This is a genomic window from Corynebacterium mastitidis DSM 44356 (assembly GCF_000375365.1).
Taxonomy (GTDB): Bacteria; Actinomycetota; Actinomycetes; order Mycobacteriales; family Mycobacteriaceae; genus Corynebacterium; species Corynebacterium mastitidis.
Genome location: NZ_AQXB01000004.1, coordinates 112,215 through 132,139, shown reverse-complemented (window position 1 = coordinate 132,139; position 19,925 = coordinate 112,215). Strand labels below are relative to the sequence as shown.

Below are 19,925 nucleotides of genomic sequence, written 5' to 3'. Positions count from 1 at the left end.
CCATGAGCATGAGAGCCATCCTCCCCGTGAAGCTATCGTTAACCGAGGGCGATTACTACACCCTATGGGCACCGGAGTGGCGCGAGCACGGCGCTAAGTGGCAGGGCTTCCTCGGCGCGGGTGAGAGGCTCTATTTCTTCGAGTCCCCCGCCGCCATGCTGGCTTTCCTGGAGACGAGCGCGGAGCACGACCTCAAGGAGCACCCGCGCTGGCGGGACTTTGCCCAGCTCGCCGAGGACCGGGTAGAGCCCACCGAGCGCGAATACTTCGACATCATTGGCCTGCCCGCCGTCCTGGCGGAGCGCCCCTCGTATGACAACGTCACCACCGCCGCCGCCACCATGCGCCTCACCCGCGCCCTGGCCGAGGTGGGCGGCGCGCGCGAGGCGGTGTCCTTCTTCTCCTCCCACTCCATCCTGGGCAACCTCGAGCGCGGCTTCGAGCACTATCGCGGCGAGAACGGCATCCAGGAGTGGTCCGGCGTGGGCCGCGTGGTGCTGCATAACTGGCAAAAGGTGGTGGGCGACCTGGACGCCACCTTCGAGGTCATACGCCCCGAGGAAACCGAGGTCGCGGGCGCCCAGGAGCGCCTGGCCGCGGCCACGAAGGCCGCCGAGGAGCGCCGCCTCCAGGAGCGGGAGCGCCAGCAGGAGGCTGCCGAAGCCGCCGACCCCTACGACGCCACCGTGTGGGCCGCCGCCGGGATCGACCCCATCAAGATCTCCATCGACGGCAGCACCCTGTACTCCCTGCGCACCTACCTCGACGGCACCCCGGTGTTCTTGGGCCGCTACGGCGAGATCTTCACCTTCAATAACCGCAAGGCCCTGGTGCGCTGGCTGGTCTCCAACGAGAACCACGACCTCGCCCGGGTGTCCACCTGGGAGGATGTGCTCTCCGCCGCCAACGCCGGCGAGCTGGAGGTCACCGTGCACGCGGATAACATCTATTCCTTCAACGGCATGGAGCGGGCCATCTCCACCAGCGTGGACGCGGTGGACACCGCCCAGATGGCGCGCTGCTACGAGCTGCTTGCCGACGCCGCCGACTGGGCCGGGGATGACTCCCTCAACTCCTTCTTCCTGGCGCACCCGCGCATGCAGGACTACATCTCCTACATGCTCGGCTCCACGGAGACGGTGGGCTACGTCCCCTCTGCCCCCTTTACCCAGCACTCCCAGGACTGGCGCGAGATGGAGCAGATGCTGGTCAAGCGGTTCTCCCGCACCTAACCGCCCCGCCCGTCTTTTTCTCTCCCCCGCCCGGCGATGGTAACCCGGGCGGGGGAGCCTGGCCGTCTAGGATGTGTCACGATGTTCAACCCCGCCCCTCGTCGCCTCCTGGCGGCCACCGCTGCGCTCGCGCCGCTTAGCCTCGGCTCCCTGGGATTCCTCGGTGTGCCCGCCTCCGCCCAGCTCCTCCCGCCGCCCTCGCCGGTGGCGCCGCCCGCGCAGCCGGAGGCTCAAGCTCCCGGGGTGGCCGCGCCTCCCGCAGCCCCCGGCGCTCCCGCAGTTCCCGAGGCCCCCGGTGTTCCGGACGCCTCCGCCGATCACGCGGACGACCTCGAGGGGGCCGAGGCCACCCCCACGCCCACCCGCACCGCGGCGCCGGACACCAACGCCTGCCCGCACGCCCTGCGCCCCGGCGAGCCCACCACCACCTCGGAGGCCCTGGCCCCCGGCCAGCAGGCCCCCACCCCGCCCCCCGTGGCCTATCAGGGCCCCTGCGGCGTCACCGCCGCGCCCGGGTACCGGGTACCCGCCGACCTGACGGCCAGCGCCTGGACGGTCTTTGACCTGGACTCCGGGCGCGTGGTGGCGCAGAAGGATCCCCACGGCCGGTATCGCCCGGCCAGCGTGATTAAGGTGCTGCTGGCCCTGGTGGCGCTGCGCGACCTGGATTACCACGCGGTGATCCCGGTGAGCGAGAGGGCCGCCGGGATGGAGGGGTCCGCCGTGGGGATCGGGGCCACGGGCAGGTACACCACGGAGGATCTGCTCCACGGCCTGCTGCTGGCCTCCGGCAACGACGCCGCCCAGGCGCTGGCGGAGGCGCTCGGCGGCGACCAGGTGGCGCTGCGCAAGGTCAACGAGCTGGCCGCGCAGATCGGCACGGTGGATACCCGCGTGGGCTCGGTGACCGGCCTGGACGCCGCGGGGCAGATGACCTCGGCCACGGACCTGGCCCGCATCTACCGCTACGCCTGGACCAACCCCACCTTTGCCCGGATCGTGAACACGGAGTTCTGGAACCTCCCCGGCTACGACGAGCACCCCGGCTACGAGGTCTGGAACGACAACGGGCTCTTTCTCAACGATCCCCACGGCATCGGCGGCAAGACCGGCTACACGGACGACGCCAACCACACCTTCGTGGGGGCCTTGGACCGCAACGGGCGCAGGCTGGCGGCGGTGATCCTGGATACCACCATCGACCAGGGGCGCCCCTGGGAGCAGGCGCAGCGCCTGCTCGACGCCGCCTACGCGCTGCCCCCGCAGGCGGGCATCGGTTCGCTGGACGATCCGGTCAACACCGGCGCTCCCCCGAGCGGCTCCCCCACCGAGCCCCACGCGGCCCCCAGCCCCGGGGCCGAGGACGGCATCCGCGATTCCTCCCCGCAGGACGGCGTGCTCGTGGGCAGCGTCGTGGCGAGCGTGGTGCTGGCGTCCGCCCTGGCCCTGACCGTGTGGACCCTGCGGCGGCGCCGCTAACTACCCCCGGCTACTTGCGCCGCCACATCCAGGCGCCCACGGCGCCGAGCGCCGCGCCCAGGCCCAGGACCTTCGGGGAGAAGGTCTCCTGGCGCACCTCGTTGCGCACGCGGATCACGGCGGGCTCGGGCGCGGGCAGGGGGGTCTGCGCCAGCGACTCCTCGGTGGTGGCCGCCCAGGCGGAGACGTAGAGCACCACGCGCCAGATCAGGTACATGAGCACCATGAGGCCGATGATGGGGCCGAAGGTCGCGCCCGCCGGGTTGCTCAGCGCGTTGGAGGCGAAGAGGGAGCCCAACTGCTTGATGATCTCGAAGGCCACCGCGCCGATCGCCGCGGCCTGGAGCCCGGAGCGTCGCGGCACGTGGGTGCGCGGCAGGAAGATAATCATCCAGGCCATGACCAGGAAGTTGGCCAGCAGGCCCACCAGGATGGCCACCGCCTTGATCACGTACTGGATGCCGGGGGCGTCGTCAACGCCCGCCACCTCCAGCAGCCGGGTGGTCACCCCGGAGGAGCCCACCGCCGTGATGCCAAAGGCCACGGCGAAGGAGAGCAGCAGCCCCAGCAGGCCCACGAGGTCGAGGATCTTCTTCACCGCAAAATTGCCGTCCGTGGGGTCCAGCCGCCACATCTTGGACACCCCGTAGCGCAGGTTGTTCATCCACCCCAGGCCGGACCACAGGGTCGTGAGCGCGCCGATCCCGGCGACGGCGCCGCGTTGCTCGATGGCGGTGTCCAGGATCTCGTTGACCATCTCCCCCATCTGCCCGTCCAGGCTGCCGGCGATCTGATCCTGCAGGCGCGCGAGCTGATCCGGGTTGGCGGCCAGCACGGCGGCGGCGATGGCCGTGGTCAGCATGAGGATGGGGAAGATCGCCAGCACGGAGAAGTACGTGATCCCGGCGGAGTACTGGTTGCCGCCCATGAGCCCGTAGCGCTCCTGCATGAGCATGATGTGATCGAACCACGCCCACTTGGCGCGGAGCTTGTCTATCGCTCCCGGCTCGTCGGCGCGGACGCGTTCGATGCCGTACTCATCCGTGTCGCGCTTGTTGGCGCTGGTAACGGTGGCCACGGTGCGGGCTCCTCTCGTTGCGGTTCAGTAAGCGGCGGGCGCGCGGCACCCACCGGAACCACAGTAAACCATGAGGAGCCGCAAAGGCCCCTAGGCGGAGCGAGGCGGCAGGAAACCGATCCTGTCGTACACCTGGGCCAGCACGGGGGCGGCCTCCTCCGAGGCGCGCTGCGCGCCCTTGGCCAGGATGTTCTCCAGCTCCGCGCGGTCGCTCATGAAGGACTCGTAGCGCGCCCGCAGCGGGGTGGTAAAGGCCTCCAGTGCCTCGGCGGTGTCCACCTTGAGCGCGCCGTAGCCCTTGCCCTCGTAGGAGGCCACCAGGTCCTCGATGCTGGTGCCGGTGAGCGCGGACTGGATGCCCAGGAGGTTGGACACGCCGGGCTTGTTCTCGCGGTCGTAGGCGATCACGCCGTCGTTGTCCGTCACGGCGGAGCGGATGCGCTTGGCGGAGGTCTTGGGGTCGTCCAGGAGGTTGACCAGCCCCTTGGGGTTGGCCCCGGACTTGGACATCTTGGAGGTGGGGTCCTGCAGGTCGTAGATCTTGGCGGAGCCCTCCGGGATGAAGCCCTCCGGGACCACGAAGGTGGGCCCGTAGCGGTGGTTGAAGCGCTCGGCCAGGTTGCGGGTGAGCTCTAGGTGCTGGCGCTGGTCCTCGCCCACCGGCACCAGGTGCGGGCGGTAGAGGAGGATGTCGGCCGCCATGAGCATGGGGTAGGCGAACAGCCCGGCGGAGGTGCGCTCGGAGCCCTGCTTGGCGGACTTGTCCTTGAACTGGGTCATGCGGGAGGCCTCGCCAAAGCCCGTGAGGCAGGTGAGCACCCAGGTCAGCTCCGCGTGGGCGGGCACCTGGGACTGCACGAAGAGGGTGGACTTCTCCGGGTCGATCCCCAGGGCCAGGAGCTGGGCCGCCCCGGCGAGGGTGCGGGCCCGCAGCTCTGCGGGGTCCTGCTCCACGGTGATGGCGTGGAGGTCCGGGATGAAGTAGAAGGCGTCGTAGCCGTCCTGGAGGTCGATCCACTGCTTGAGGGCCCCCAGGTAGTTGCCCAGGTGGTAGGAATCCGCCGTGGGCTGGATGCCGGAGAGGACGCGCTGGGGGGCGGCGTCCGCGGGGTGTGCGCCGTGCTCTTCGCTCATGTCTTCTCAGTGTAGAGGCTTCCCCGCGCGGACTCCCCCGCACCCACCTACATGGTTACCCACATAGGTGGTACACTCCTGAACCCAAGGAGGTACGCATGACATGAACACCGACCCGCGCCCCATCTACCAGCGCATAGCCGAGGAACTCCGCGAGCACATCGCCTCCGGGGCCCTCCCCGAGGGGGAGCGCGCCCCCTCCACCAACGAGCTGTCCACCTTCCACTCCGTCAACCCCACCACCGCCGCCAAGGCGCTGACCTCCCTCCACCAGGAGGGGCTGGTGGAAAAGCGGCGCGGCCTGGGCATGTTCGTCACCCTCGGGGCCCGCGAGCGCATCCTCGACCAGCGCCGCGCCCGGCTGGCGCGCGACTACATCCGCCCCCTGCTGCGCGAGGCGGCCTCGCTCGGACTCAGCACCGAGGACCTGCGCGCCGCCATCGAGAAAGAAAGGAACAACCATGAGCTCGATTAGCCTCGACCAGGCCGTAGACCGCCGCCGCGTCCTCTCCCCCACCACGTGGCGCCTTGACCCCGGCGCGCACGGCCTCATCGGACCCAACGGCTCCGGCAAGACCACACTGCTGCGCGCCATCGCGGGGCTGACCCCGCTGCGCGCGGGGAGCCGCGAGGTGGGGCGCGCGGCGATGTCCGCCACGGGCGGCGACGTCGCCTTCGTCGGGGATCGCCTCCGCGATCACTTCGCCACCGCCGCGCTGGTCCACCCCCACTTCGACCACGACCTCGCGGGGCGGCTCCTCGGCCTACTAGGTGCCTCGCCCGGCTCCAAGATCCGCTCCCTGAGCGTGGGGCAGCGCCAGCTCGCCGCCGTGGCCACCGCCCTGGCCAGTCGCGCCCCGGTGATGCTTCTCGACGAACCCTTCAACGGGCTCGACGTCACCGCCCGGGACGGCCTGCGCGCCGCCATCCTCGGACTGTTGCAGTCCGGCCCCGCGCTCACCGTCGTGCTCACCTCGCACCGCGCGGAGGACCTCGCGGGCGTGGTGGAGGACGTCACCCCCATCAGCGGGGGCGTTCTCGGGGCCACCCGGTGCCTGGACGACCTGCGTCCGCAGTTTCCCACCCTCAGCGGGCCGGAGGCCGAGGTGCGGGCGGCCGTCGGCTCCCTGCGGGTGCTCCACGAGCAGCGTCTGGGCGGCCTCCTGCGCGCCACCCTCGCGGGCAGGCCCGAGCGCATACCCCGGGGCGTCACGGTGGAGCACCCGGACGACGCCGCGCTCATCGACTCCCTCGTGTACCAGGAAAGGAATCAGTAGCCATGCTCAAGGTTTTCTCGCAGCCCTCGCGGCGGGTCTTCGTGGTGGGCACCCTGCTCGTCGCCGTGGTGGTGGGCCTGGGTAACACCTTTGCCCCGGAGGGGGACACCTGGAACTTCTTCGTGCTCCCCGCCGCCACGGTTTCGCTCTTCTTTGTATCCGGCTTCGACCTGCGGGCGCACCTCTCCCTCGGCGTGACCTGGAGGCAGTGGACCGCCAGCGCCGCGCTGACCGCCGCGGCCGTGGCCGCCGCGCTCGGGGCCGTGGCGGCGGTCACCTCGTACTTCAACGGATACTACGGCTCCTTCGTGGTGCGCGCTGTGCCCTCGAGGTTCACCCTCGAGAACACCCTTCACCCGGCCCTGGGGCTGTTTCTCACCTTCACCGTGTTCTTCGTGATGCTGTTCTTCTTTGCGGCCTGCGGGATCGCCGTGGGCGGCCTCGCCTCCACGAACATATCCGCCTTCATCGTCCTGCCTATCATCATCGCGTTGTTCTTCTTCGGGGGCGCAGTCCTCGGCGCCAGCATGTCCACGATCCACCTTGACATCCCCGCCCCCGTGCCCGGCGTGTACGTGTACCTCATCCCAGGCAGCGCCCTGGCCTTCGGCCTCACCGCCCTGGGCGCGCGCCGCGGCCTATAAAGCAACTCAGGCCCCTCCCCCGACGAACCCGTGGGGAGGGGCCTGCGTTGTGCGCTGCGCGTGCGCCCTAGAGCCTCTTCGAGGTGGGGCTGATCTTATCCGCCAGCATCGCCCAGGCGGCGGCGATCAGGGACCCACCCACCGCGATCACCAGGGCCGCGAGGATCGCGGCTACGGAGTGGCCCGCCGCCGCGGCCCAGAAGAAACCGCCGACCACGCCGGCCAGCCCGAGAACAAAGAGCACTATCGCAACCATGCAGAAATCCAATCAAACGGGAGGTTCCTTATCGGGAGCGAGTATAAGACACGTCCACAGTCATTCACCACTGGGGGCCTTCTTGCGCGCCTTCTTCGGCGGCCACACCTGGACCCTGTCCCGGGGCTCCCGGGCGTGCTTGCGCCGCTTCTTCGCGTCCAGCTCCACGTCCAGCGACCACTGAATGTCGCCGTTCTTGGGCTTGCGGTGGTGCCTCCCGGCCTGGCGGTTGAGCAGGGCGTACCGGGCGGCATCGTAGCCGGAGCGGCGCCGCGCGCTGCGCCAGCCGCGCCGCAGCAGGTGGTAGGACAGCCGCACGCGGGGGTCGATGGGCTGGTCCCGGCCCAGGTACTCGAACACCGGGAGGCCCTTGTCGTAGTAGATGGCCAGGCAGCGCGCGCCAAAACCGATCACCAGCGCGGCGATGACCACCCAGTGCTCGGTCACGCCCACCTGCAACAACCCCATATAGGTGACGGTGACCAGCACGGAGATGGAGGCGTACAGCTCGTTGGCAAACACCAGGGGCATGCGGTCGGACATCAGGTCGCGCAGGATGCCGCCCGCCACGCCCGTGACCACCGAGGAGACCGTAGCGATGACAAAGCCGTGCCCCAGCTCCAGGGCGATCCTGGTGCCCAGCACGGAGAAGGTGGCAAGGCCCACCGCGTCGAGCACCAGGAAGAGCACCCGGAAGTAGTGCATGAGGAAGGACAGGGAGATGGTCACCAGCGCGGCCACCATCACGATGATGAGGTAGATCGGGTGCTCCACCCAGGTCAGCGGGTAGTTGTTGAGCAGCACGTCGCGCACCACGCCGCCGCCCAGGGCCGTCATGCAGGCCACCATCACCACGCCAAAGACGTCCATCTTCTGCCGCCCCGCGGACAGCGCGGCGGTCACGGCCTCCGCCGTGATTCCCACTATGTACAGTACGGAAAGCAGCATTATGCGTACGCGACGTTGAGCGGCGAGTGATCGGACCAGCGCAGCTCCACCGCGTCCGCCTTGTCCACCCAGGTGCGCTGGGCGCGCTCGAGCATGGCGGCGGTGGCGGCCTGGTAGTCGATGCGCCACCCGGCGTCGTTGTTAAAGGCCTGGCCCCGGTACGTCCACCAGGTGTAGGGCCCCGGCCCCTCCGGGTTGAGGCGGCGGTTGACGTCAAACCACCTCGGCTCGGCGGCCGCCGCGCGGGCCGGGCCGCCCGGGTAGTCCACCGCGCCCATGTACTCCCCGATCCCGGCCTCCACCTGGGTGGCCTCGTCCGGGAAGGTGCCAAACACGGAGTCCATGAAGGCCCGCTCGTCCGGCAGGAAGCCGGACTTTTTCATGTTGCCCTTCCAGTTCTTCAGGTCCTCCCGGCGGTGGCAGATGTTCCAGTCCCCGCCCACGACCATGTGGGGGTACCGCTCGGCGCGCTCGTCGAGCAGGGGCCCGAACTCATCAAGGAAGCGGTACTTCTCGTCCTGCTTCTCCGTGCCCTCGGAGCCGGAGGGGAGGTAGAGGGAGGCCACGCGCACCGGGCCGAACTCCGCCTCCACCGTGGCCTCGATCCAGCGCCCGGAATCCTCGAAGGAGCCGAAGCCCACGGAGACGTCGTGCAGCGGGGTGCGGCTGAGGATGCCCACCCCCGCGCGGCCCTTGGCCGCCGCCGGGGCGCCCGCGTAGTGCCAGCCCTCCTCCAGCACGGGGGCCAGGGCGGCGTGCGTCTGCTCGACGCTGGCGCGCACCTCCTGCATGAGCACCACGTCCGGCTGCGCCCGCCGTAACCAGGCGTTCATCCCGAGGTTGTCCTCGCTGCGCTTTTTGGTGGCGGCGCGCACGCCGTTGACATTCACGGAGGTAATGGTCAGCGTCATGCGCACCACAATAGACACACATCGGGGCAAGGCCAATCGCGCCCGGCGGCGCGCGGGCGGGCCGCCGAGGGGCCTCCCGCCGACCAATCCCCACCCCGGGCCGCGCGGCGCACACGGTAGGTTAGGCTTGACTACCCAATCAGGAACGCCGCTTGAGGGAAAGGCCCGCACCGTGCCCACCACGCAGCCCACCCACCCCTACGCCGTGGCCCGCGCCCGGGTGCTGCGCGCGCGCCGCCTCTCCCCGCACTTTGTGCGCGTGGTCCTGGGCGGGCCGGGGATGGCGCGCATCGGCAACTCCGGCAACCCCGTCTACGATCAGCGCATCAAGCTCCTCTTCCCCCGCCCACCGCACGGGCTGCCCCCGTTGCCGGACTCCCCCGAGTGGTACCGCGAGTGGCTGGCGCTGCCCGCCGAGCGGCGTGGGGACATGCGCACCTACTCCATCCGGGCGCTGCGCCAGGGCGCGGCCACAGGCGGAGCGGGGGCCACCGAGCTGACCGTGGACTTTGCCCTCCACCTCGCCCCCGGCTCCTCCGGCCCGGCCGCCGAGTGGGCGCGCAGGGCGCGCCCGGGCCGGGAGATCCTGGTGGTGGGGCCGCGTCGCGGCGTGGACCGGGGCACCGGCATCGCCTTCGCACCAGGCCAGGCCCGCGCGATCACCCTGGCGGGCGACGAGACCGCCGCCCCCGCCATCGCGCGCATCCTCGAGGACCTGCCCCGGCACCACCCGGCGGCCACGGCGCGCGCCTACGTCGAGGTCCCCTCGGCAGCGGACCGACTGCCCATCGACCACGCCCCCACGGCCAGCGTGGAGTGGCTGCCGCGTCAGGGCGCGCCGCGAGGCAGCCTCCTGGACGCGGCGCTGCGCTCCCACGTCGCCGCGCGCCACCGCGACACCGCCCACGGCGACGCTCCCCTGCCCCCGCCCCGCCTCACCGGGGACGCCGCCCGCCTGGTGTGGGAGGTCCCCGAGCCCTCCGCGCCGGAGGCCCCGGCGGAGCCCTACTACTGGGTGGCGGGCGAATCCGGGATGGTGCGCGGCCTGCGGCGCTACCTGGTGCGCGAGGCCGGGGTGCCCCGCTCCCGGGTGGCCTTCATGGGGTACTGGCGCCACGGCGTGGCAATGTCCTAGCAATGGCCTAGGTAACGAATCTCCCCCGGAGCCCTCGATGGGAGTACCCTGGATAGCCGTTGAGATGACGCATCCGAGACATCCAAGAACGAGGAGTGACCATGGCTACCATCATTTGGACCCGCACCGACGAGGCGCCGCTGCTGGCGACCTATTCCCTCAAGCCCATCGTGGAGGCCTTCGCCTCCACCGCCGGCATTGAGGTAGAGACGCGGGACATTTCCCTGGCCGGGCGCATCCTTGCGCAGTTCCCGGAGCGCCTGAGCGCCGAGCAGCGCATGGACGACGCCCTCGCGGAATTAGGAGAGCTGGCCACCACCCCCGAGGCCAACATCATCAAGCTGCCCAACATCTCCGCCTCCCTGCCGCAGCTCAAGCGCGCCATCGCGGAGCTTCAGGCCGCGGGCTTTGACATCCCCGACTACCCGGACGACGCCTCCACCGACGAGGAGCGCGAGGTACGGGCCAAGTACGACGCCGTGAAGGGCTCCGCCGTCAACCCCGTGCTGCGCGAGGGCAACTCGGACCGCCGCGCGCCCAAGGCCGTGAAGAACTTTGCCCGCAAGCACCCGCACCGCATGGGCGCGTGGAGCAAGGACTCCAAGACCACCGTGGCCACCATGAGCGATAGCGACTTCCGCCACAACGAGAAGTCCGTGGTCATGCCCGCCGAGGACACCCTCTCCATCGTCCACGTGGGCGCCGACGGCCACGAGATCACCCTCAAGAAGGCCCTGCCCGTGCTCGCCGGGGAGGTCATCGACGGCACGGTACTCTCCGCCAAGGCCCTCGACGAGTTCCTCGCCGCCCAGGTGACCCGTGCCAAGGAGGAGGGCGTGCTGTTCTCCGCGCACCTCAAGGCCACCATGATGAAGGTCTCCGACCCCATCATCTTTGGCCACGTGGTGCGCGCCTACTTCAAGGACGTGTTTGCCCAGTACGGCGAGCAGCTCGAGGAGGCGGGCCTGAACGGCGAGAACGGCCTGGCCGCCATCTTCACCGGCCTGGAGTCCCTGGAGGGCGGCGCGGAGATCCGCGCGGCCTTCGATAATGCCCTGGCCGAGGGGCCCGACCTGGCGATGGTGAACTCCCACAAGGGCATCACCAACCTGCACGTGCCCTCCGACGTCATCATCGACGCCTCCATGCCCGCCATGATCCGCACCTCCGGGCACATGTGGAACAAGGACGACCAGGAGCAGGACACCCTCGCCGTCATCCCGGACTCCTCCTACGCCGGGGTGTATCAGGCCGTGATCGAGGACTGCAAGACCAACGGCGCCTTCGACCCCACCACCATGGGCACCGTGCCCAACGTGGGCCTCATGGCGCAGAAGGCCGAGGAGTACGGCTCCCACAACAAGACCTTCAAGATCCCCGCCGACGGCCGCGTGGAGGTGCGCAACGCCGCGGGCGAGGTGCTCATCTCCCACGACGTGGAGGCCGGGGACATCTGGCGCGCCTGCCAGACCAAGGACGCCCCCATCCGCGACTGGGTGAAGCTGGCCGTCACCCGCGCCCGCCTCTCCGAGACCCCCGCCGTCTTCTGGCTGGACCCCGAGCGCGCCCACGACCGCAACCTCACCGAGCTGGTGCAGAAGTACCTCAAGGAGCACGACACCGAGGGCCTGGACATCCGCATCCTCTCCCCCGTGGAGGCCACCAAGCTCAGCCTGGAGCGCCTGCGCCGGGGCGAGGACACCATCTCCGTGACCGGCAACGTGCTGCGCGACTACAACACCGACCTCTTCCCCATCATGGAGCTGGGCACCTCCGCCAAGATGCTCTCCATCGTGCCGCTCATGGCCGGCGGCGGGCTCTTTGAGACCGGCGCGGGCGGCTCCGCGCCCAAGCACGTGCAGCAGGTGCAGGAGGAGAACCACCTGCGCTGGGACTCCCTGGGCGAGTACCTGGCGCTGGCCGAGTCCCTGCGCCACTTTGCCCAGGGCGGCGGGGACAACGAGCGCGCCGCCGTGCTGGCCGCCGCCCTGGACTCCGCCACGGAGAAGCTGCTCGACGAGGGCAAGTCCCCCTCCCGCAAGGTGGGCGAGATCGACGACCGCGGCTCCCACTTCTGGCTCTCCCTCTACTGGGCGCAGGCCCTGGCCGAGCAGGGCGAGGACGCCGCCCTGGCCGAGGCCTTCGGCCCCGTGGCCAAGGCCCTGGAGGAGAAGGCCGAGCAGATCGACGCCGAGCTGATCGCCGCGCAGGGCGAGCCCGCCGACCTGGGCGGCTACTACTGGCCCGACGAGGCCAAGACCACCGCCGTGATGCGCCCCTCGGCGGCGTTCAACGAGATCATTGATGGGATTAGGGGGTAGGTAGTTCCCTCTGCCGTAAAGGGAGGGTAGCCCCAAGCGGGTACCCTCCCTTTACGCATTATTCGTAGTGGCTCCACATGCGCAGCACCAGCACGGTTTTTCTCCTCCTCAAGGATCTTATAAACCAGCCGGTGCTGAATGTTGATCCTGCAGGAGAAGTATCCGGCGAGATGACCCACCGGCCTCTCACAAGGCCGAGGAGAGCCTGCGCTTTAGACTTTAACCCCGCAGCGGAAAGGTTTCGCGCGTCCTTGCGCGCACGCTTTGAATACACAATCCGCCATTCCGGGCCTACCATTCCAGCTCCGTGGAACCCCCCCTGAACTCCTTCAGCCTCAGCCTCACGCAGGGATTCCGCCATGCCAGGAATGGATGTCAGGTACAAGGTCTCTTGAATAGCCCGCCAGTCCTCTTCACCCACCAGTACCGCGTTGTGGCGCTGTCCCGTGATGAGAAGCGCATCTGAGTGCTCGTTTACCTTGTCAATCAAGCGATACAAGTGAGCGCGGGCAGCGGTGGACGTGGTGCTTGCCATGCCACCGCAACGTACGGGATAACGTGCGTATCGGCAATGTGTATGCCCCCGGGCACCCCCTAACAACACCGCGCCCCCGGATTGGCCCCCTGCTCCGCCCAGGTCGCCCGCCAGAACTCCCGCTCGGTGGGCACCGGGGCCTCGGGGTGGTGGGCGCGCAGGTGCTCCACGTAGTGCCGGTAGGCGTTCTCCCCCATCATTTCCGCCACGTACCAGTACGCCTTGCGCAGCAGGCCCCTCACGAGCGCAGCACCTCCCTTTCAATCTCCTTCTCCGCCCTGGTGGCCACGAGCCCGGCGGGGGCGAACAGGCGGGAGGGCGCGAAGGGCTCCTCGCTGGTCTGCGGCTGCCCACCGGCGGCCCGCACCCTGATCGCCCGCGCGCAGGCGGCCACGGCGGCGGCAATCACCACGATCACCAGCGCGGCGAACACGATGGAGAGCACGCCCTGCACGGCGGTGTTGCGCACCACGGCCTCCATCGCCTCGCGGGAGGAGGCGTTGCCGAGGGAGTCGAGGCCCTGGTCCAGGGCGTCGCGGAAGCGGCGGTGCTGCGCCCAGTACCCGATGGCGGGGTCGGAGGAGAAGATCTTGTGCCAGGAGGCCGTCATGGTCACCACCAGGTCCCAGGCCAGGGGGATGCCGGGGATCCAGGCCCACGCGTACAGGCCCTTCTTCACCACCACCACGAGCACCAGGGAGAGCGCGATGGCGGCGAGCAACTGGTTGGCAATGCCAAAGAGCGGGAAGAGCACGTTGATGCCGCCGAGGGGGTCACTCACGCCCATGAGCAGGATGGAGCCCCACAGGGAGCACACGAGGAGGGTGGCGATCCAGCTTCCGGGGGTCCAGGAGGGGTCGCGGAAGCGGGCCAGGCCGGGCACGGAGGCCAGGGTGTCGGTCATCATGAAGCGCGCCACGCGGGTGCCCGCGTCCACGGTGGTGAGGATGAACAGCGCCTCGAACATGATGGCAAAGTGGTACCAGAACGCCTGGAGGGAGGCGTTGCCAAAGACCTCGGTGAGGATCTGGGACATGCCGTAGGCCAGGGTGGGCGCGCCGCCGGTGCGCGAGATGATGGTCTCCTCCCCCACGCCCGAGGCGGCGTCGAGAAGCCGCTGCGCGGTGAGGTCGGCCCCGGGCAGCCCGAGGGAGTTGACCCAGGTGGCGGCGGCGTCCGCCGAGCCGCCGGTGAGGGTGGCGGGGGCGTTCATCACAAAGTACATGTGGCGGTCGATCACCACGGCGGCGATGAGCGCCATGATGGCCACGAAGGACTCCATGAGCATGCCGCCGTAGCCGATCATGCGCATCTGCGATTCCTTCTCCACCAGCTTGGGCGTGGTGCCGGACGAGATCAGGGCGTGGAACCCGGAGAGCGCGCCGCAGGCGATGGTGATGAAGAGGAAGGGGAACAGCGAGCCGGAGAACACCGGGCCGCCGCCCTCGCGGGCGAACTGCGTGACGGCGGGCATCTGCACCTCGGGGCGCACGATGAGGATGCCCACGGCCAGCAGCGCGATCACGCCGATCTTCATGAAGGTGGAGAGGTAGTCGCGCGGGGCCAGCAGCAGCCACACCGGCAGCAGCGCGGCCACCACCCCGTAGGCGATGAGGCACCAGGCGAGCACCACGGGCGAGAGGGTGAACCACTCCGCGCCCCAGGCGGTTTCCGCCACCCAGCCCCCGGCCACGATGGCCGCCAGCAGGAGCACCACGCCGATGGCGGAGACCTCCACGATCCGCCCCGGGCGCAGGTAGCGCATGTACACGCCCATGAACAGGGCGATGGGGATGGTCATGGCGATGGAGAACACGCCCCACGGGCTGTGTGCCAGGGCGTTGACCACGATGAGCGCCAGCACCGCGATGATGATGATCATGATGGCGATGACCGCCACGATGCCCGCGGCGCCGCCCACGCGGCCCATCTCGTCGCGCACCATCTGCCCCAGGGAGCGGCCCCGCCGCCGGGTGGACACCCACAGCACCAGGTAGTCCTGCACCGCCCCGGCGAAGATCACGCCGAGGACGATCCACAGGGTGGACGGCAGGTAGCCCATCTGGGCGGCCATGACCGGGCCCACCAGCGGGCCCGCGCCCGCGATCGCGGCAAAGTGGTGGACAAAGAGCACGCGGCGGTCCGTGGGCACGAAGTCCTTGCCGTCGGCGTACTGCTCGGCGGGGGTGGCGCGATCGTCGCGGGGCCGCACCACCTTGTAGGCGATGAGCCGCGAGTACAGCGTGTAGGCGATCACGTAGGAGCCCACGGCGGCGGCCACCAGCCACACGGAGCTGATGGTCTCTCCCCTGTTCAGGGCGATCATCGCCCAGCCCAGGGCGGCGACCAGCGCGATCACCGCCATGACGGCCCTCGACGCCCCCGAGGGGCGCTGGCCCGCCACCCCCACCGGCGTGCCCGTGTCCTTGTTGCGCAGAACCTCCACCGCACCGTGCCTTCCCTGCCGCGCACCCCGGGGCGTCGGCACGCGGCCGCGCGCCTGGAGTACGCCGCCACACACCGACACCCGCGTGTGATTGCCTTAACGTTCATTGCGAATCGCCCTTGAACATACAGGGCGGGCGGTCTGAATATAAATCTTCCATATAGACAAAGCTGTTCATTATGGTGGGGTGCCAGCGACATAAGAGAGCACACGGACCGAAAGGCGAATCATGGCAACCCGATACGACAACTCCCGGGCCAGCGAGTGGAACTTTGAGACGCGCGCCATCCACGCGGGGCAGGCGGTGGATTCCGACACCGCCTCGCGCAACCAACCCATCCACCTGACCAGCTCCTATGTGTTTAACTCCGCCGAGCACGCCAAGCAGCGCTTTGCCCTGGAGGACGCCGGGCCCATCTACTCCCGCCTCACCAACCCCACCACCGAGGCCCTGGAGAACCGCCTGGCCTCCCTGGAGGGCGGCACCCACGCCGTGGCCTTCGCCTCCGGGCAGGCTGCCGAGACCGCCGCGATCCTCAACCTGGCCTCCGCCGGGGATCACATCGTGACCTCCCCGCGCCTCTACGGCGGCACGGAAACCCTCTTCCAGGTCACCCTGGCCCGGCTGGGCATCGAGGTCACCTTCGTGGAGGACCCGGACGATCCCGCCTCCTGGGAGGCCGCCGTGCGCCCCAACACCAAGGCCTTCTACGGCGAGACCTTCGCCAACCCCCAGGCGGACATCCTGGACATCCCCGCCGTGGCGGAGGTGGCCCACCGCCACCGGGTGCCCCTGATCGTGGACAACACCATCGCCACCGCCGCCGTGGCCCGCCCGCTGGCGCTCGGCGCGGACGTGGTGGTGGCCTCGCTCACCAAGTTCTACACCGGCAACGGCTCCGGGATCGGCGGCGTGCTCATCGACGGCGGCTCCTTCGACTGGACGGTGGAGCGCGACGGCGCCCCGGTGTTCCCGCACTTTGTCACCCCGGACGCCGCCTACCACGGCCTGCGGTACGCCGACCTCGGGGAGGTGGCCTTCGGCCTCAAGGCCCGCGCGGGCCTGCTGCGCGATACCGGGGCCACGCTCTCCCCCTTCAACGCCTGGGTCACCCTCCAGGGGCTGGACACCCTGAGCCTGCGCGTGGAGCGGCACAACGCCAACGCCTTCAAGGTGGCCGAGTACCTGGCACGCCAGCCCAAGGTCACCCGGGTGAACTTCGCGGGCCTGCCGGATTCCCCCTGGTACCCGCTTAAGGAGAAGCTGGGGCTGCGGCACACCGGATCCGTGCTCTCCTTCGACGTGGCGGGCGGCAAGGAGGAGGCGTGGCGCTTCATCGACGCCCTGCGCCTGCACTCCAACCTCGCCAACATCGGGGACGTGCGCTCGCTGGTGGCGCACCCGGCCACCACCACCCACTCGCAGTCCGACGAGCACGGGCTGGCCCGCGCCGGCGTCTCCCCGGCCACCATCCGCCTGTCCGTGGGCATCGAGCACATCGACGACATCCTGGCGGACCTGGACCTCGGCTTCCAGGCCCTCTAGGCCCGCCCGCCGCGCCTCACCCCGGGGATCGTCGATATCCCGCACAGCCCGCCGCCCCGCGCGGCGGGCTGCTACCATTTGACGCACATCACATCGCCGACGAAAGAACCTCATGAAGCTCAAACCTCGCACCCTCGCCCGCCTCATGCCGCTGTGGCCGCCCTTCCTCGGCGCCGGGGTACGGATCAAGGAGATGGCGGAGGACGGCTCCCGCGTGGTGGTCACCTACAAGCCCACCCGGATCACCTGCAACGCGGTGGGCACGGCCTTCGGCGGCACCATGCTCTCCATGATCGACCCCTTCTACATGCTGGTGTCCCTGTACCAGCTCGGGGAGGGCTATTACATCTGGGACGTCGGCGTGGAGGCAACCTTTGTCAAGCCGGGGCGCAGCCGCGTGAGCGCGGAGATCGCCATCGACCCCGCCACCGTGGAGCTGATTAAAGAAAAAACCGCCGACGGCTCCAAGTACCTGCACTGGTTCGAGGTGGACCTCATCGACGAGGAGGGCGACGTGGTGGCCCACATGCGGCGCCAGGTGTACTACCGAAAGAAAAGGCACTAGCCCCGCGCCCCTTCCGCTACGATAGCGAACCAAGCTGTCTATACCGAGTTGTCTAGTGGAAGGCCGATCATGAGCCAGCTCGCCCCCGAGGGCACCCTGACCGAGGTGCCCATCGGCACCTTCACCACCGAGGCCGGGGCCGCCATTCCCGGCGCGCGGATCGCCTACCAGCGCTGGGGCTCCCCCCTCCCGGACTGCTCCAACATCCTGCTCGTGGAGCACGCCCTGACCGGGGATTCCCGGGTGGACCAGTGGTGGGGCGACCTCCTCGGCCCCGGCCGAGCCCTGGACACCCGCCGCTACTGCGTGCTCAGCACCAACGTCCTGGGCGGCTGCCAGGGCTCCACCGGCCCCGCCTCCCCACACCCCGACGACCCCGGCCGCGCCTGGGGCTCGCGGTTTCCCGCCCTGTCCATCCGCGATCAGGTCCACGCCGAGCGCGCCCTGCTGAGCGCGCTCGGGATACCTCGGGTGCGCGCGATCCTCGGCGGCTCGATGGGCGGGGCTCGCACCCTGGAGTGGGCCGCCCTCTACCCGGATTTCCTGCGCGCGGCGGGGGTCTTTGCCGTCTCCGCGCGCGCGAGCGCCTGGCAGATCGGCATCCAGTCCGCGCAGATCGCGGCGGTGGAAAACGATCCCCACTGGCACGGCGGGGACTACTACTCCACCGGCGAGGCCCCCCTGGGCGGGCTGGCCACCGCGCGCCGCATCGCGCACCTGACCTACCGAGGCGAGCTGGAGCTGGACGAGCGCTTTGGCACCTCGGCCCAGCGCGGGGAGAACCCCTGCGGGGCGTACCGCAGCGCGCGGCAGCGCTTCGCGGTGGAGGGGTACCTGGATCACCAGGCCGCCAAGCTGGCCCGCCGCTTCGACGCCGGCTCGTACGTGACGCTGACGGACTCCCTCAACCGGCACGACATCGGCCGGGGGCGCGGCGGGCTGAACAAGGCGCTGGCGGCCATTACCACCCCGACCTTCGTGGCCGGGGTGGACACGGACATCCTCTACCCCTACCACCAGCAGGAACACCTCTCGCGCAACCTGGGCAACCTGCTGGGCATGGCCAAGATCGTCTCCCCGGTGGGGCACGACGCCTTCCTGGCGGAGACGCGGCAGATGGACCGGATCATCCGGGACTTCCTGGGGCGCGTCCCGGGCGATGCGCCGCGAGCCGGGGAGCCCGGCAGCGCGGCATCGCTCCCCGTCTAGCCCCCCGCTTAGCTCCCCTGTCTAGCTCCCGCGCTTAGCTCCCCAGCGCGTCCACGGAGGCCGCCAGAAAGCTCATCACGCCGCCGAGCAGGGCGCTAAAGAAGACGTCGAAGCGCCGGGAACGCACGGCGAAGATGCCCACCACGCGGGAGTCGCACAGCAGGCGCACCACCCCCAGCCAGATCATCGCCGCGCCCAGACCGAAGGTGGCGCGCCGCCAGTGCTCCGTGAAGGCGCACAGGGCGCTGACGGCGAGCACCAGGAGGAACGCCCCCATCATGGCCCGCTGCGCCCAGACCGGCAACCGGGAGGGCGGCAGGGCCACGTCGTGGGGGTTGTCCAGGTAGGAGTTAGGAGCCATCGGCCAGGCGCTCTGCCCGCTCCACGATGTTGGCCATGAGGAAGGTGCGGGTCATCGGCCCCACGCCGCCGGGGTTGGGGGAGATCGCCCCGGCGACCTCCCAGCAGTCCGGGTGGACGTCGCCGGTGGTCTTGCCGTCCACGCGGGACACGCCCACGTCCAGCAGCGCCGCGCCCGGCTTAATCATGTCCGCGGTGAGCATGTGGGGCTGCCCGGCGGCGGCGATGATCACGTCCGCCTCGCGGGTCTCCGCCGCCAGGTCCTTGGTTCCGGTGTGGCAGAGGGTCACGGTGGCGTTCTCGGAGCGGCGGGTGAGCATGAGCCCGATGGGGCGGCCCACGGTCACGCCGCGCCCGATCACCACCACCTTGGCGCCGTCAAGCTCCACGCCAAAGCGGCGCAGCAACTGAATGGAGCCGTGGGGGGTGCAGGGCAGGGGCGCGGGCTCATTGAGCACGAGCTTGCCCAGGTTCACGGGGTGGAGGCCGTCGGCGTCCTTGTCCGGGTCGATGCGCCCCAGGATGGCGTTCTCGTCCAGGTGCCGGGGCAGGGGGAGCTGCACAATGTAGCCGGTGCAGGCGGGATCGTTATTCAGCTCGTCGATCACCGCCTCCAGCTCCTCCTGGGGGGTGGTCTCCGGCAGGTCGCGGCGGATGGAGGTGATCCCCACCTCCTCGCAGTCCTTGTGCTTCATGCGCACGTAGTTCTGGCTTCCGGGGTCCTCGCCCACCAGCACGGTGGCCAGCCCGGGGGTGATCCCCCTGGCGCGCAGGGCGGCCACGCGCTGGCGCAGGTCCTCCACCAGTTCGGAGCGGTAGAGCTTTCCATCGAGTTTGATCGCAGTCACG

Annotated in this window: 20 protein-coding genes; 10 read left to right on the top strand and 10 right to left on the bottom strand. The window is 69.8% G+C overall.

Annotated features, from left to right (window positions below):
• The first annotated feature begins 2 nt into the window (after positions 1-2).
• Both B140_RS0106020 and B140_RS0106015 read left to right on the top strand, forming a co-directional pair.
• Complete coding sequence (locus B140_RS0106020; protein ID WP_018118454.1) at positions 3-1,232, top strand: hypothetical protein; 1,230 nt, start codon at positions 3-5, stop codon at positions 1,230-1,232.
• An 81-nt stretch (positions 1,233-1,313) separates the two neighbouring features.
• Positions 1,314-2,711 (top strand): D-alanyl-D-alanine carboxypeptidase family protein, encoded by a 1,398-nt coding sequence (locus B140_RS0106015; RefSeq protein ID WP_018118453.1) that lies wholly within the window; start codon positions 1,314-1,316, stop codon positions 2,709-2,711.
• Positions 2,712-2,721: 10 nt separating this feature from the next.
• Here the strand turns inward: B140_RS0106015 and B140_RS0106010 are convergent, their stop codons facing one another.
• Positions 2,722-3,789 carry a YhjD/YihY/BrkB family envelope integrity protein gene (locus B140_RS0106010; protein WP_018118452.1) on the bottom strand — a complete coding sequence of 356 codons (1,068 nt, stop codon included), beginning with the start codon at positions 3,787-3,789 and terminating at the stop codon, positions 2,722-2,724.
• 90 nt (positions 3,790-3,879) lie between these two features.
• Positions 3,880-4,923, bottom strand: a complete 1,044-nt coding sequence (gene trpS, locus B140_RS0106005) for a tryptophan--tRNA ligase (protein WP_018118451.1) — start codon at positions 4,921-4,923, stop codon at positions 3,880-3,882.
• 103 nt (positions 4,924-5,026) lie between these two features.
• Between trpS and B140_RS0106000 the strand changes: the two genes are divergently transcribed.
• The 3 genes from B140_RS0106000 to B140_RS0105990 are packed head-to-tail and all read left to right on the top strand — an operon-like array spanning position 5,027 to position 6,844.
• On the top strand, positions 5,027-5,398 hold the full coding sequence (locus tag B140_RS0106000; RefSeq protein ID WP_018118450.1) for a GntR family transcriptional regulator: 372 nt from the start codon (positions 5,027-5,029) through the stop codon (positions 5,396-5,398).
• Positions 5,385-6,200 carry an AAA family ATPase gene (locus B140_RS12100; protein ID WP_018118449.1) on the top strand — a complete coding sequence of 272 codons (816 nt, stop codon included), beginning with the start codon at positions 5,385-5,387 and terminating at the stop codon, positions 6,198-6,200. Before B140_RS0106000 ends, B140_RS12100 begins: the two co-directional genes overlap by 14 nt.
• Positions 6,201-6,202: 2 nt before the next feature.
• The gene (locus tag B140_RS0105990; RefSeq protein ID WP_018118448.1) at positions 6,203-6,844 is read left to right on the top strand and encodes a hypothetical protein; all 642 of its coding nucleotides are present in this window, start codon (positions 6,203-6,205) and stop codon (positions 6,842-6,844) included.
• Between the two features lie 67 nt (positions 6,845-6,911).
• Here the strand turns inward: B140_RS0105990 and B140_RS0105985 are convergent, their stop codons facing one another.
• From B140_RS0105985 to B140_RS0105975, 3 genes are read right to left on the bottom strand one after another with little or no spacing between them, the layout of a single operon-like run.
• Complete coding sequence (locus tag B140_RS0105985) at positions 6,912-7,100, bottom strand: hypothetical protein (protein WP_018118447.1); 189 nt, start codon at positions 7,098-7,100, stop codon at positions 6,912-6,914.
• 60 nt (positions 7,101-7,160) lie between these two features.
• Complete coding sequence (locus B140_RS12095; RefSeq protein WP_018118446.1) at positions 7,161-8,048, bottom strand: trimeric intracellular cation channel family protein; 888 nt, start codon at positions 8,046-8,048, stop codon at positions 7,161-7,163.
• Positions 8,048-8,959 (bottom strand): exodeoxyribonuclease III, encoded by a 912-nt coding sequence (locus B140_RS0105975; RefSeq protein ID WP_026166052.1) that lies wholly within the window; start codon positions 8,957-8,959, stop codon positions 8,048-8,050. Before B140_RS0105975 ends, B140_RS12095 begins: the two co-directional genes overlap by 1 nt.
• A 205-nt stretch (positions 8,960-9,164) precedes the next feature.
• Here B140_RS0105975 and B140_RS0105970 point away from each other — a divergent pair, with 205 nt between their 5' ends.
• Both B140_RS0105970 and B140_RS0105965 read left to right on the top strand, forming a co-directional pair.
• The gene (locus tag B140_RS0105970) at positions 9,165-10,094 is read left to right on the top strand and encodes a siderophore-interacting protein (protein WP_026166051.1); all 930 of its coding nucleotides are present in this window, start codon (positions 9,165-9,167) and stop codon (positions 10,092-10,094) included.
• 101 nt (positions 10,095-10,195) lie between these two features.
• Complete coding sequence (locus B140_RS0105965) at positions 10,196-12,415, top strand: NADP-dependent isocitrate dehydrogenase (protein WP_018118443.1); 2,220 nt, start codon at positions 10,196-10,198, stop codon at positions 12,413-12,415.
• A 58-nt stretch (positions 12,416-12,473) separates the two neighbouring features.
• Here B140_RS0105965 and B140_RS14125 read toward each other — a convergent pair whose 3' ends face one another.
• From B140_RS14125 to B140_RS12090, 3 genes are read right to left on the bottom strand one after another with little or no spacing between them, the layout of a single operon-like run.
• Complete coding sequence (locus B140_RS14125) at positions 12,474-12,950, bottom strand: type II toxin-antitoxin system Phd/YefM family antitoxin (protein ID WP_169332531.1); 477 nt, start codon at positions 12,948-12,950, stop codon at positions 12,474-12,476.
• 59 nt (positions 12,951-13,009) lie between these two features.
• A complete protein-coding gene (locus tag B140_RS0105960) occupies positions 13,010-13,192 on the bottom strand; it encodes a YbdD/YjiX family protein (protein ID WP_018118442.1) in 183 nt (60 codons plus the stop codon).
• The gene (locus tag B140_RS12090; RefSeq protein ID WP_018118441.1) at positions 13,189-15,396 is read right to left on the bottom strand and encodes a carbon starvation CstA family protein; all 2,208 of its coding nucleotides are present in this window, start codon (positions 15,394-15,396) and stop codon (positions 13,189-13,191) included. Before B140_RS12090 ends, B140_RS0105960 begins: the two co-directional genes overlap by 4 nt.
• A gap of 229 nt (positions 15,397-15,625) precedes the next feature.
• On the opposite strand from B140_RS12090, the gene B140_RS0105950 reads away from it, so the two are divergent.
• From B140_RS0105950 to metX, 3 genes are all read left to right on the top strand, one after another.
• Positions 15,626-16,942, top strand: a complete 1,317-nt coding sequence (locus B140_RS0105950) for an O-acetylhomoserine/O-acetylserine sulfhydrylase (protein WP_018118440.1) — start codon at positions 15,626-15,628, stop codon at positions 16,940-16,942.
• A 112-nt stretch (positions 16,943-17,054) separates the two neighbouring features.
• Positions 17,055-17,507: a PaaI family thioesterase gene (locus tag B140_RS0105945; protein WP_018118439.1), complete on the top strand. Its 453-nt coding sequence runs from the start codon at positions 17,055-17,057 to the stop codon at positions 17,505-17,507.
• Between the two features lie 69 nt (positions 17,508-17,576).
• The gene (gene metX / locus B140_RS0105940; protein WP_018118438.1) at positions 17,577-18,716 is read left to right on the top strand and encodes a homoserine O-acetyltransferase MetX; all 1,140 of its coding nucleotides are present in this window, start codon (positions 17,577-17,579) and stop codon (positions 18,714-18,716) included.
• Between the two features lie 34 nt (positions 18,717-18,750).
• On the opposite strand, the gene B140_RS0105935 is transcribed toward metX, so the two are convergent.
• Positions 18,751-19,077 (bottom strand): DUF3017 domain-containing protein, encoded by a 327-nt coding sequence (locus tag B140_RS0105935; RefSeq protein ID WP_018118437.1) that lies wholly within the window; start codon positions 19,075-19,077, stop codon positions 18,751-18,753.
• On the bottom strand, positions 19,067-19,924 hold the full coding sequence (locus tag B140_RS0105930) for a bifunctional methylenetetrahydrofolate dehydrogenase/methenyltetrahydrofolate cyclohydrolase (protein WP_026166049.1): 858 nt from the start codon (positions 19,922-19,924) through the stop codon (positions 19,067-19,069). Before B140_RS0105930 ends, B140_RS0105935 begins: the two co-directional genes overlap by 11 nt.
• Position 19,925 lies beyond the last annotated feature (1 nt).

Coding starts and splice junctions, on each gene's coding strand:
- B140_RS0105935 (WP_018118437.1), bottom strand. CDS start 19,077: ATGGCTCCTAACTCCTACCTGGACAACCCCCACGACGTGGCCCTGCCG.
- B140_RS0106020 (WP_018118454.1), top strand. CDS start 3: ATGAGCATGAGAGCCATCCTCCCCGTGAAGCTATCGTTAACCGAGGGC.
- metX (WP_018118438.1), top strand. CDS start 17,577: ATGAGCCAGCTCGCCCCCGAGGGCACCCTGACCGAGGTGCCCATCGGC.
- B140_RS12100 (WP_018118449.1), top strand. CDS start 5,385: ATGAGCTCGATTAGCCTCGACCAGGCCGTAGACCGCCGCCGCGTCCTC.
- B140_RS0105985 (WP_018118447.1), bottom strand. CDS start 7,100: ATGGTTGCGATAGTGCTCTTTGTTCTCGGGCTGGCCGGCGTGGTCGGC.
- B140_RS0105950 (WP_018118440.1), top strand. CDS start 15,626: ATGGCAACCCGATACGACAACTCCCGGGCCAGCGAGTGGAACTTTGAG.
- B140_RS12095 (WP_018118446.1), bottom strand. CDS start 8,048: ATGCTGCTTTCCGTACTGTACATAGTGGGAATCACGGCGGAGGCCGTG.
- B140_RS0105965 (WP_018118443.1), top strand. CDS start 10,196: ATGGCTACCATCATTTGGACCCGCACCGACGAGGCGCCGCTGCTGGCG.
- B140_RS0106000 (WP_018118450.1), top strand. CDS start 5,027: ATGAACACCGACCCGCGCCCCATCTACCAGCGCATAGCCGAGGAACTC.
- B140_RS0105975 (WP_026166052.1), bottom strand. CDS start 8,959: ATGACGCTGACCATTACCTCCGTGAATGTCAACGGCGTGCGCGCCGCC.
- trpS (WP_018118451.1), bottom strand. CDS start 4,923: ATGAGCGAAGAGCACGGCGCACACCCCGCGGACGCCGCCCCCCAGCGC.
- B140_RS14125 (WP_169332531.1), bottom strand. CDS start 12,950: ATGGCAAGCACCACGTCCACCGCTGCCCGCGCTCACTTGTATCGCTTG.
- B140_RS0106015 (WP_018118453.1), top strand. CDS start 1,314: ATGTTCAACCCCGCCCCTCGTCGCCTCCTGGCGGCCACCGCTGCGCTC.
- B140_RS0105945 (WP_018118439.1), top strand. CDS start 17,055: ATGAAGCTCAAACCTCGCACCCTCGCCCGCCTCATGCCGCTGTGGCCG.
- B140_RS0105990 (WP_018118448.1), top strand. CDS start 6,203: ATGCTCAAGGTTTTCTCGCAGCCCTCGCGGCGGGTCTTCGTGGTGGGC.